Annotated in this window: 10 protein-coding genes and 1 tRNA gene; 8 read left to right on the forward strand and 3 right to left on the reverse strand. The window is 60.2% G+C overall.

From position 1 onward, the window contains the following. Positions 1-28 precede the first annotated feature (28 nt). Positions 29-1,534, forward strand: a complete 1,506-nt coding sequence (locus DW233_RS00225; RefSeq protein ID WP_158567768.1) for a Sau3AI family type II restriction endonuclease — start codon at positions 29-31, stop codon at positions 1,532-1,534. A 152-nt stretch (positions 1,535-1,686) separates the two neighbouring features. On the opposite strand, the gene DW233_RS00230 is transcribed toward DW233_RS00225, so the two are convergent. Both DW233_RS00230 and DW233_RS00235 read right to left on the reverse strand, forming a co-directional pair. Beyond that, positions 1,687-3,036: an ATP-binding protein gene (locus tag DW233_RS00230; protein WP_118266141.1), complete on the reverse strand. Its 1,350-nt coding sequence runs from the start codon at positions 3,034-3,036 to the stop codon at positions 1,687-1,689. A gap of 67 nt (positions 3,037-3,103) precedes the next feature. Beyond that, a complete protein-coding gene (locus DW233_RS00235) occupies positions 3,104-3,802 on the reverse strand; it encodes a DUF5710 domain-containing protein (RefSeq protein WP_118266142.1) in 699 nt (232 codons plus the stop codon). A 317-nt stretch (positions 3,803-4,119) separates the two neighbouring features. Between DW233_RS00235 and DW233_RS00240 the strand changes: the two genes are divergently transcribed. Next, positions 4,120-5,223: a hypothetical protein gene (locus DW233_RS00240; RefSeq protein WP_118266143.1), complete on the forward strand. Its 1,104-nt coding sequence runs from the start codon at positions 4,120-4,122 to the stop codon at positions 5,221-5,223. Between the two features lie 417 nt (positions 5,224-5,640). On the opposite strand, the gene DW233_RS00245 is transcribed toward DW233_RS00240, so the two are convergent. Beyond that, positions 5,641-5,715: transfer RNA gene (locus tag DW233_RS00245), tRNA-Val, on the reverse strand. Between the two features lie 230 nt (positions 5,716-5,945). On the opposite strand from DW233_RS00245, the gene DW233_RS00250 reads away from it, so the two are divergent. Genes DW233_RS00250 through DW233_RS00275 form a run of 6 tightly spaced genes read left to right on the forward strand, consistent with a single transcriptional unit; the run spans position 5,946 to position 11,984 of the window. Further along, positions 5,946-6,830 (forward strand): hypothetical protein, encoded by an 885-nt coding sequence (locus DW233_RS00250; protein WP_117655668.1) that lies wholly within the window; start codon positions 5,946-5,948, stop codon positions 6,828-6,830. Between the two features lie 11 nt (positions 6,831-6,841). Next, the gene (locus DW233_RS00255) at positions 6,842-7,678 is read left to right on the forward strand and encodes a hypothetical protein (RefSeq protein ID WP_118266144.1); all 837 of its coding nucleotides are present in this window, start codon (positions 6,842-6,844) and stop codon (positions 7,676-7,678) included. A 13-nt stretch (positions 7,679-7,691) separates the two neighbouring features. Further along, complete coding sequence (locus DW233_RS00260; protein ID WP_117655670.1) at positions 7,692-8,678, forward strand: hypothetical protein; 987 nt, start codon at positions 7,692-7,694, stop codon at positions 8,676-8,678. 2 nt (positions 8,679-8,680) lie between these two features. Further along, positions 8,681-9,484 (forward strand): hypothetical protein, encoded by an 804-nt coding sequence (locus DW233_RS00265; RefSeq protein ID WP_118258596.1) that lies wholly within the window; start codon positions 8,681-8,683, stop codon positions 9,482-9,484. Between the two features lie 60 nt (positions 9,485-9,544). Then, a complete protein-coding gene (locus tag DW233_RS00270) occupies positions 9,545-10,291 on the forward strand; it encodes a signal peptidase I (RefSeq protein ID WP_118258594.1) in 747 nt (248 codons plus the stop codon). Beyond that, positions 10,284-11,984, forward strand: coding sequence for a hypothetical protein (locus tag DW233_RS00275; RefSeq protein WP_118258593.1), 1,701 nt, complete (start codon positions 10,284-10,286; stop codon positions 11,982-11,984). The genes DW233_RS00270 and DW233_RS00275 overlap by 8 nt, the downstream gene beginning before the upstream one ends. The last annotated feature ends 33 nt before the right edge of the window (positions 11,985-12,017 follow it).

Genomic DNA, 12,017 nt, shown 5'->3' on the forward strand with positions numbered 1-12,017 from the left:
GGCTAACGGCGACTTTCGGAGGTACACCATGTCAAAGAAGCACCTCGATTTCAAGCGCATGCTTGACGATACTGATTTTTCTGACCCCTCAAGCATTGAACGCTATGCTGCTAATCTTGACGGCATGACGTTTCGCGATATTCTTGAGCTTGGCATTGCGCCGGAGGGGGAGAGTGCGCCCAAGGACTTCGGGTCCAAGAAGTACAAGGGTGGCATGGGAACCCTTATCGAGGAGCGTTACTTTGGCTACAAGGCCAACAGCGATGATCGGCCGGATTTTCCCGAGGCAGGCGTCGAACTCAAGGCAACGTGCTTCGATGTGCTCAAGAACGGTCGCAAATCTGCCGGCGAGCGCCTCGTTCTGACGATGATTCCTTACGATTGCCCGGTGTCACTCGATTACGATAGTTCGCATCTTAAGACCAAGCTCAGCAATATCCTGCTTATCTACTACGGCCGCGACCGCTCGATCGACAAATACGACCAGCGCATTGAGCGTGCAGTTATGGTTCATCTGCCCGAAGAGGACATGAAAATCATTCGCGCCGACTACGAGAAGATCATTTCGTACATTCAGGATGGTCGCGCGGATGAGCTGTCGGAGGGTATGACGACCTACTTGGGCGCCTGCACAAAGGGCGCAACCGAAGCGACGATGTGGGTTGACCAGTATTACGAGCATCTCAATACCGATACAGGCGAGATTGAACGCCGCCGCGCAAAGCGTCGCGCCTTTTCACTCAAGCGCTCGTATATGGACTACGTGCTTCATACCTACGTGCTCGGTGCCCCGCGTGTTGGCGAGAGCATCGTTCGGGCTGCGGACGAGTCCACGGATTTCGAAAGCTGCGTAACTGGTCTTATCGAGCGTCACTATGGCGAAACCGATCGCCAAATTGCGGAGCAGTACGGGTTGGAGTACACGGGCAATAAAGCGCAATGGACAACGCTCGTTTATCGTATGCTCGGTATTAAAAGCAATGCCGCCGAGGAGTTCGTTAAGGCGGGGATTTCCGTTCGAACTGTTCGCGTTAATAAAAATGGCCACATCGAGCAGGCAATGTCCTTCCCTCCGTTTGAGTTTAAGCAGCTAATCAACGAGGATTGGGAAACGTCTTCCTTCCGTGCGCGCCTTGAGACCAACCGTTTCTTCTTTGTCGTGTTCCGTGAGGACCACGAGGGGGAGTGGCGCCTTGACCGCTGCCTATTCTGGGCAATGCCGGCAAACGAAATCGAGGGTCCCGCAAAGGCTTGCTGGGATGAGACGCGAAAGGTCATTAGCAAGGGTGTTGAGCTCAATCCGTATCGGGATGCAAGCGGAAAGCTCAAGGTGACCAACAATCTGCCCGGTATGGCGGACAACCCGATCGTTCACGTTCGCCCGCATACGTCGAAAGCTGCGTACAGATTCGCCGATGGAACTGAAATCGGCGATATCGCAAAGAACGCCTACGAGCTGCCGGATGGGCGCTGGATGACCAGGCAATCGTTCTGGTTCAACAAGAGCTATCTGGAGCACATCCTGGGGTTGTAGCAATTTCGCATTGCATTCTCGGTAGCGTTCCGTTTATGGCGTTGATATTGCAGATTGCGGCTCCGCCCCGCCATCACCTATGACGAGGCGGAGCCGTAGCTTCGATGGTCCAATCGCCAGTCAAGAAAGCAACTGGCCCGACATGCGGCGCGCTATGCCCGCAGCGCTCCAATGGGGAACACGTAGACGTCGTGTTCGGCATCGTAGCGGCAGAAGGGCGAGGTCGCGGTGACGACGGCGCAGAACTCCGGCTGTGGGTTGCGTGCGGCAGGGTTCAGGGCGACCTTGCGACGTAGGCGTTCGATGTTGTGGATTCCGTCGCTTACCTTGGATTCGCCGAGCTTGATTTCTATTGCCGCCCAGCGGCCATCGTTCAGCTCGATGATGGCATCGACTTCAAGCCCGTCGGAGTCGCCATAGTAGTGGAGTGAGCCCGGATACGAGCCGGGCAGGCACGAGGTGTAGACGCTCAGATCGTGAATGCACAGAGACTCAAAAAGCAGGCCAAATGTTTGGCCGTCTGCAAGGAGCCTCTCGGGGTTCATTCCGAGTGCGGCTGCGGGAATGGAGGGGTCGACGAAATAACGTTTTGGCTTGGTGCGCAGGCGAGACTTGGCGCGGACGGGCGCATCCCAACCGGGCAGATTTACGATCGCATACATGCTCTCCAACATGTCGAGGTAAAACGCTACGGTTGAAGTTGCCGGCTGGGCATCGCTGTCGCCCAACGAGGCGTCTGCCGCAATGGTGTTGAGCGTGGCAGATGTCGCAACGTTGCGCGCGAGCGAGGACACGATGTGTCGCGCCGTAGACCCCACGCCCCCTTTTTGCGGAACGCTGACTTCGTACATGGCATCGAGATACTGGTTAACGACCTCTGCGGCCATCTGGGGGCTCGCTCCGACAAGCGCCGGCCATCCCCCGCAACAAATTGCGTTGGCCAGCATCGAGAGCGAACCTGTATAGGCGGAAGGTTCGAATGATCCATCGAATAGGTTTTTCAGCGAAACGGACCCCGTCGAAAGTCCGCGTTCCCAAAGCGTCATGGTGCTCATGTCGAGACGCGCTATGCGACCGGCGCCGCTGTGGGTAACAGAATTCTTAGCCGGCGTTGACGATCCAGTGAGGATAAAGAGGCCCTTCTCGCCGCCGGATGCATCTACGGCGCGGCGCGTGGCATCCCATGTTGCGGGGGTCTCCTGCCATTCGTCGATGACGTGCGGCTTATTGCCCTGAAGGGCGAGCGAAGGATCGGCTTCGACCAACGACTTTACGTTTGGGTCGTCAAGATGGATGACACTCTCGCCGAATGCAAGCGCGGTCCATGATTTTCCGCACCATTTGGTGCCCCGAATCTCGACAGCCCCAAATATCTGGAGCAGTGTTTGCAACCGCTCGTCCAAAAGGCGAGGACGGTAGGATTTAGGTCGTTCCGAACCATAAGAAATCATAACTAGATAAACCTCGCTATCTGGGCATACTCGATTTTCGAGGATAATCATACTCGATTTTCGAGGATTTTCACACTCGATTTTCGAGGATAACTGGACTCGATTTTCGAGTTTTGCCCTACAGGTAAATCCCCTCGCACAGGGTCTTGTGGAACTGGGTGTGGTGGTCGCGGGCCCAGGTGAAGAGCGCCTGGTCAAAGTTTTCCTGACTGTCGGGGATGCCGTAGACGCCGGCGACTTCCACGCGCACGAACTCCAGTGCGGGCAGCTTGTTGATGGCTGTGAGTGCAAACGGCGACGTGGGCTCCTCGAACAGGTAATGGCTGCCTTGCAGCGCGCCGCAGCCGGTGCAGGTGCTGGCGAGCGATACGGTCTTAGTGGTGCGCGACGTTGTGGGCTTGTAGCCGCAGCGCTCGCGCAGGTAGTCGCGGAGCTCGGCCGGCACGCAGCCCAGCGCGGGGACGATGGCTATGGCGTTGGCGTGGGCGGTGTCGATCGCAATGTGACCCGCGTCGTCCATGGCGCGCGCATCGCCGGGCGCAGCCTCGCTGCCCGAGTCTTCGGTCGCCCAATACGGAATGCCAAAGGCCGCGACCGTCGTCTGCTCGTGGCACTTCCAACACTCGCGCTTGCCCAGCACCAGGTAGATGTAGGGCGCGCTGGGGTCGGAGCGATCAACGCCGGGCAGCCACGCGGCAAAGGGCTCGGGGTTGACGCCATCGGGCACGTACCAGATCTTCTTGACCCGGTCCCACTTGGCGCCCAGGGCCTTGGCCTTGTCTTTGTGCGAAAAGGGAACATCGAGCTCGGTGCGCATGGCGGCTCCTTTGTGCGGCTTGCGGTGCATGTGCTCCAAGGATACCCCAGCAGTGGGTGTGTGGTCGCTAAACGAGCACTTCGACCGCCTGAGAAGTCGCGGAGCATTTTGGCGAGGGCGCGCCGTCAAGCAAATGGGCAAGCAAATGGTCAGATTTTGGTCAGTTGAGCGGCAACCTTGCCAAAAGCTTGACGGATTTGCAGCTAGACGTCGACGAATGAGCACTTTGGACGCGTCGCGGCAAAAATCCGCCGGTCGTTTGCCGATAACTTGGCAGGACCGCTAACGGCCGCCGACGCGCGTGCTACCTTTGCGCCATGAGCTACTTTATCGTTTCACATAACGCTGCGCTGGCGCTCTTGGCGCACATCCCGAACCCGCGCTTTGGGGATTCGGAGCCAGAGGTCGTGTCGATCGCGGGTGCCTGCGCGCTCTGTGACCAAGAGGCGCAGGAGTTTATCGATCGCTATGACCTGGGGATCCAAACGCTGGATTTGCTGGTGCCGTCGCGCGCCGACCGTCGGCGGAGCAAGCATGTTAAGACGCACCTGTGCACCAACGAGCTCCCGGCGGGTTCGTTTATCTCGCTGGGCCACTGGATGGGCGACCTGGATGCGTACGTGTGCTCTCCCGAGCTGGCGTTTTTGCAGGCCGCGCACGATGGCGATGCGGCGGCGGCCATCTACGCCGGCTATGCCATGACATCGGACTACCGGCTGGATAACCTTGCTCCCGGTGGGGTAACAAGCAGGGATGCGGGCATGCGCGATGGCAGGCTCACGACTAAGGAGCTCATCGCGGCGTACCTTGACCGGGCATCAAAGGTGAGAGGCGCCGCTAAGGCGAAGGCGTTGCTTCCGTACGTGGAAGAGGGCTCACGGTCTCCAAGGGAGTCGGGGCTTTGCATGTTTATGTCGCTGCCTGCGCATTACGGCGGGCTTGCACTGGGCAAGGCCGAGCTGAACAAGAAGTACTTCATTCGCGACGGCTACAACGATGGGCGCAACCGCAAACTGCGCGTGTTGGAGCGCACGCCCGACATCACGCTTACGGCGAAAGCTGAGTTGGGCCTGGATAAAGTAAGGGCTGGCTTGCTGCCCGAGGTGCTTACCGCGCTGGTTGATTACGACAGCGACGCCATCCATGATGGAAGCGAGAAAATCCACAAGGATACCGAGCGCCGCAACGAGCTGCAGATGCTCAATGGGGTCGCGTACTTTACGGTGACGACTGACCAGGCGAGCGACTACGAAAAGCTCGTTCGCCTGTGCGAACGCGTCCGACGGAAGCTGCATCGTCGCAAGCGGCCCATATTTAACAAGCCCATGACCGAGGAAGCGCGATATTTGGCACGGGCGCGCGTCGAGACAAAGCGGTTTAAGCTCTGGCAGACCGTTATTGAGGCGCGTCAGCATTGGTAAGTGGGCCTTTGACGGCGAAGGGGTGCTGCCGTTTTGAAGGTGAATGGTTTCCCGTAAAGTGAACGAGTGTTTTTGGACCCCCGAAGCATCCACACTTTTTTGCGCCAAAATCGCAGGATTCTAACGACAAAGCTGCAGGAAATGAACCGCCAAAAGTGTCGATGTTCCGGGGGTTTGTTTTGGCTCGTTCACTTCGCGGGAAACCATTCACCTTCGATTTGCGGGGGTCGCCCGGATATGGCTGCGAGGCCCATTCAGGCCTGATCGGGGCGCTCGCTGGGGTTGTTTGGGCGGCTTTGGGCTTGGTTGGGGTGGTTGCTGGCGTTGTTGAGGCGGCTTTGGGCGCCGCGGCGTCCGTTTGACTTGGTGGCGTAAAACAAAACAGCTCAGAGGCGAAGCCTCTGAGCTGCGAACATTTGGTGGGCGTTAGAAGATTTGAACTTCTGACCTCTTCCGTGTCAGGGAAGCGCTCTCCCCCTGAGCTAAACGCCCGATCAAGGGTGCGCGAGTGCGCAGGAAATAATATAACGGAGCTCCCGCCCAGTGGCAAGAACTATTTTTTAAAAAGCGGCGATTTGCGACCCTATCCGCCCCGATGCAGCGCGAAGGGCACGCGAAATATTCCGTTTGTACCCCCGATGAACTGCACGTTCGCGTAAAATAACTCCATTATGGGCAAATGATGTCCAGGCGGTTTACAACACGGCATCTGGGGGAGGGGCATGTCGGACGCACGCTCGCTGCGAAAACAGTTCAATCGCATGCTCGCCACGTTGCTGGTGGCCCTTGCTGCTGCCGGAGCCGTAACATATGCCTGGTACATCTACAACGCCAACCGCCACATCACCGACGTCAAGATGGCCGCGGGCACGGGCGTGACCTTCCTCATCTCCAACGAGTACGACGGCGAATACAAAACCAACGCCGGCCTGAGCTTTTCGGGCCTGCTCGATCCCGTCTCGACCGACAACGTGCTCAACGGCTTCCAAAAGGTAACGGGCTTTACCGGCGAAACCACCCAGGACTCGCTCTTTGCCAGCATGTTTGGCGCCGCCGAGCATTCCGACTACTACAAGACTTCCCTGTACCTGGCCACCAACTCGGCCGCGACCGACGTGTACCTGTCGGGCATCGACTTTACCGAGCAGGACACGGCAAACCCCATCTCTACCGCTCTGCGGGTGGGCCTGGTTACCTATGCGCCGGGGCAGGGCGATACCGTTACGGGCCAGTACATCTTTGAGGTCTCGGGCGAGCGCAATCCCCAGGCGCGCTACAACACGCTCGACGGCAAGGATGCCGGCGAGAACGAGCAGAATCACCTGGTGCTCGACAGCACCCGCTCCGATGGAACAACGGTTCATTTTGATCAGCTTACCAGCGCAAACTTTTGCGACTACAACGAAGACACCGGCGTAGTGAGCCTTAAGCAGGCCACGACCAAGATCTGCAGCCTGCCCGCCGCGGCCGAGGGCACCAACCGCAGCACGCCCGTGCGCGTGGATGTGTACGTGTGGCTGGAAGGCTGCGACCCCGACTGCACCAACAACCTGGCCACCACCAGCCTGCAATCGCTGGCGCTGCGCTTTGCCGGCAAGCGTTCGTAAGGGGGCCAGGGATGAGTGCATCGAACATCAAAGATGTCCTAAGCTCGCGCCGTCGCATGGTTGCTGCGGCCGCATGGATGCTGGTGCTGGTGGCCGCCCTGAGCGCCGCCACCTACGCCTGGTTTAGCAATTCGCGCTACACCAACGTGACGCCCGTGGCGCACACGGTAAGCGACGAGGGCTCCGACTTGCAGATTGGCCTTTCGGCCAACGGGCCCTGGGACACAACGGCAACGCTTGCCGCCGCCGACAAAACGCTCTATCCCATCTCGACGGCAGACCTTTCCCGTTTTTGGCGCGGCACCTTCCAAAATGCCGCGGGTATCACGACCGACTATGCCGACTGCACTGCGCAGCTGGACGACTACGTCCTTTCGGGCACGCTGTACCTTAAGGGCAGCGATAGCGCGCTCAACGTGTACCTGTACCAGGGCCAGATGGGCATGACGAGCGACCCGCAGCTGCTGGCCGCACTGCGCCTGGGCTTGGTGATCACGACTGCGTCGGGCACGCAAACGCATATCTTTACCTGTGACGACTTGGGCAATACCGCAGGCGCCACCAACAGGCGCACCACGGCGCAGGACGGCGCGGTCGTAGCGGGTGCCGCCTCGGGCTGGAGCTACACCGCCGACCCGGCCCGCGCTATTAGTTCTTACAGCCTGGATGGCACCGGTGACACGCCCACGCCGCGCGCGGGCGCCACGCCCATCTGCACGCTGGCCGCCAACGAGGTGGCAAGCGTTCGCTACGTTGTATACATGGAAGGCTGCGACGCCAATTGCATCGACGAGGCCCAGGCCCGCGATGTGGTGCTGCAGCTTGCCTTTGCTGCGGCCAAGGCGTAAGGGGGCGAGCGACGTGAAAGATCAGAAGCGCATGCCAGCAGATAGCTGCGAGGCCAAAACCCAGAGCGAGAGCCCCGCGGTTCCCTCCAGCGTAGCCGCCGAGTGCCAGGTCCTCGAGGGCGCTGCCGCCCGCCGCCACGCTCGCCACGCGCGTGCCTACATCGCGCTCGTTATGGTGGCGCTCGCCGCCACCTTGGGCGCCGCGACCTACGCCTGGTTTACCAACAACATGAAGGTCAACACCAATTCGGTGAGCGTGCACAGCGACACGTCCAAGCTGGTGCTGGAGCTGGGCGACGCCGATCGCGGCAGCTGGTCGCAGCAGGGTGATGTTTCCCTGACTTCCAATGCGACTGGCGCCGTGACGCTCTATCCGGTCTCGACCTTCGATCTCAACGGCTTTGCTGCCTGCGCGCAAAACAACTCCGCCGGCGATGCCACGGTGTTTGAGCAGGCAAAAGACAACGGCTCCGCGTTCTACCACGGCTGGATCAATCTGCGCCCCACCATTACCGGAACGGGCGCCAGCAAAGTAAAGGGTAAGGTCAGCTTGTATCTGGCCGAGTCGTTGGTTCCCCAGGGTGTCGATGCCGAGCTGCTGCGCGCGGCTCGCGTGGGCATAAAGATCTCGAGCGGCAACCAGGTGCTTGCCACCAACATCTTTGAACTCGACGGCTCCGATAGTGGTCACCGCGCCGAGCACCCGGCGACTGTCCCTGCAGGCCTGGCGGGCTACACCGAGGGCATGCTCCTGGGCTGGCAAAACGGCCAGCTCGCTTGCGGTGCCAACGTGACACAGGACCCGGCCGCCTTTACGCTGGACACGAGCGAGACGGCCGAGCGCCCACAAAACACGCTCGCCACACTGGGGCTTGGCCAGACCTATCGCCTGGACATCTATTACTACATCGAGGGCACCGACCCCGATAGCGCCGACTACCTGCATCAAGACCCGGGCACCCTGCACCTGGCCCTCTTTGCGACCCTGGACGGTGAGTAGCCATGACGCGTAAGCAACCCGCCGCCAACTGCACGCCCGCCACCGGCAAGCCCAACGCCGCCGCGCCCGCCGACACCGACCTGCGCCGCAAGCTCACCACCACCGTGGTACTGGTACTGTTTGCCCTGGTGGCGATAGCTATGGCAACCTTTGCCTGGTTTTCCATCGCCGATAGCGCCAAAACCCGCATGCTCATGATCGACGCCAACGCCGACGGTTCGCTGCGCTTTGACCTGGACGAGCATGCCACGTTCGACGAATACGTCCACAGCCTGGGCTTCGACCAGATCTCGGCACGCATCGCCAGCGAAAAGGGCGTGGACATCGACGCATCCAAGCTCAAACCCGTCACCACGAGCGACTACCAGACCTTCACCTTCGAGGACGGCTCCACCGCTGACCCCGCCACCGGTGTCTACCTGGAGTTCACGCTGCACTTTATGAGCAGTACGGACCTGCGCGTTCGCCTGACCGGGCAGGACGGCGACGGTGGCGCGTCCGGCACGCGATTTAGCTCCGACACGCAGGGCATGGCCAGCGCCATGCGCATGAGCTTTACCGCCGACGGCCACACCTGGGTCTACAACCCCAACGGAGGCGGGGGCTCGTCCGGTTCGGCCACCGTCTTTGGGCTCGACTCGGGAGTAGCGAACGCGGCCAGCGACATGTTCGACCTAATAAAAGATACGGACAAGCCGGTAACCGTTCGCATATGGCTCGAGGGAACGGACCCAAATTGCACTAATATGCTAAAGGGAGCTAACTATTCGGTTTCGATGCGCTTTGAGGGCATCGAGGAACAGTAGATATGCACGGCGGCCATCGGGCCGCGCACGACCTAGTCAGACACGGTAGTAAGGGACATCATGCAATCTGTTAAAAAGGCCGCATCCATCGCACTGAGCGTCGTCATGTGGATCATCATCCTGGTGGCGGCCCTGTACGCGTTTACCACGCTCGCCACGCGCGAGGACGGCAGCGTCTCGGACATCGCCGGCTTCACCCCGCTCGCCGTACAGTCCGACTCCATGGCGCCCACGTTTAACAAGGGCGACCTCATCGTCATCAAAAAGTGCGACACCTCCAAGCTCGAGGTGGGCGACATCGTGACGTTCCACACCATTATCGACAACGAGTACGCGCTCAACACGCACCGCATCGCCGCCATCGACGAGGTCAACGGCATGCGCAGCTTTACCACCAAGGGCGATAACAACGACGTGGCCGATACGCACATCATCAGCGACGGCGATATCGTGGGCAAGTACGTGTTCGCGCTGCCGCAGATGGGCAAGGTCATGGACTTCCTGTCCAGCTCCATGGGCTTCCTCATTGTGATCGTGCTGCCCATGCTGCTGTTCTTTATCTACCAGGTGTATCACCTCATCGTGGTGGGCATGAACCTTAAGCGCGCTATGGCCGAGGAGGACCGCCTGGCCGCCGCGGCTGCCATCGTGGACGCCGAGGGCAAGGGTGACACTACCGTCACGGCCGATAACGCCGCCGAGCAGCTTGCCCAGGCCGAGGCCAAGCTCGAGGAAGCCCGTCGTCTGAAGGCCGAGGCCGAGGCGGCGATGAGCGCGACCAAGCAGGAGGGTACCGACGGTGAGTGAGTTTCTGGGATTTGCCTGGGAGCTACTGGCAAAGGTCGTCTACAACGTCGTTGCCGTCGTGAGCTCCATCCTTAACCTGCTGGTGTTTGGCTGGGTTGAGTACTTCAACATCTTTATGACCTACTTCACCACGTTTGACCTGGTGGGCAAGATCGGCGCGGTCATTCTGTTTGCCATGCTCATCGCAGTCCCCGTGCTGATCGTGGCCATTCTGATCCACCACTACCGCATCAACCGTCGCCTGCATCGCGACGACACGTCCAACAAGGCGCTCTATCGCGAGATCGGCCGCCTGAACAAGCAGGTGCTCGACCTCATGGACGAGAAGAACAAGCTGCTGGCGCTCAAGGTCAATGCCATGGGCGGCACCAAGCAGATTCCGTACGTGGGCGCCTCGGCCCTGGCCGACGACCATCTGCCCACGGTGGGCAACGTGGTGGGCGCCGCCGCGGGCGCCGGTGCGGCTGCTGGCGAGGGCGCTGCGGCGACGGCCGTCATGTCGGGCAACGCGTCGCTCGCGCTCGATGGCGAGGGCGTCAAGGATGCCGCGGCCGCCATGGCCAAGGCCACCGTTGAGGCCAAGACCCTTGCCGAGGAAAAAGAGATCGCCCAGGCCAACCGCTTCCCCAAGCTGTCCCTTGTGGACCTTAAGTACCGCGACTGGGAATCGCCGGCCTACGACGATGCCATCTCGCTGGAGGACTTTGTCGACAGCTTCCGCGCGTTCGCCTGCAGCCAGATGAAGCTCTACTACACGCCTGAGGTCATCCGCCGCTTTGTGGCCGGCATGGCCGCCTCCAAGCTGCTGATCCTGGAGGGCATCTCGGGTACCGGTAAGACGTCGCTGCCCTACAGCTTTAGCCGCTACTTGGACAACCCCGCGACCATCGTTTCGGTGCAGCCGAGCTTCCGCGACCGCACCGAGGTGCTGGGCTACTTCAACGAGTTTTCCAAGCGCTTTAACGAGACCGAGTTCCTCCGCGCCGTGTATGAGGCGGGCCTTCGCCAGGACCCGTCCATGATCGTGCTCGACGAGATGAACCTCGCCCGCGTGGAGTACTACTTTGCCGAGATCCTGTCGGTGCTCGAGATGCCCAGCCACGACGAGTGGGTGCTCGACCTGGTGCCCACCCAGTGGGCCGCCGATCCCAGGGGTCTGCACGACGGCAAGCTCACCATTCCCGACAGCCTGTGGTTTATCGGCACGGCCAACAACGACGACTCCACCTTTACCATCACGGACAAGGTGTACGACCGTGCGATCCCCATCGAGCTCAACGAGCGCGCCGACGCGTTTGAGTGCGAGCCGCACGAGCGCGTGCACGTGACGGCCGACCACCTGCAGTATCTGTTCCAAAAGGCCAAGGTCGAGTATGTGATCGACGAGGAGCTGCTCCAGAAGATGCACAAGCTGGACCAGTACCTGCAGACCCGCTTTAAGCTGGCCTTTGGTAACCGTATCATCAAGCAGATGTACGACTTTATCCCCGTGTACGTGGCGTGCGGCGGCACTGAGCTGGGCGGCATGGACTACATCATCGCCCGCAAGGTGCTCAAGAAGTTTGAGTCCATGAACGTGAGCTTTGTGCGCGACGAGATGAAGGGCCTGATCGAGTACATTGAGAAGACCTTTGGCGAGGGCGGTCTGCCCGATTCCGTCATGTACCTGCAGCGGATCCAGAATTTCTACTAATGTCGTAAGCGCGGGGGGGCGTGATGTCGCCCC

The organism is Collinsella sp. AM20-15AC, from assembly GCF_003471405.1.
Taxonomy (GTDB): Bacteria; Actinomycetota; Coriobacteriia; order Coriobacteriales; family Coriobacteriaceae; genus Collinsella.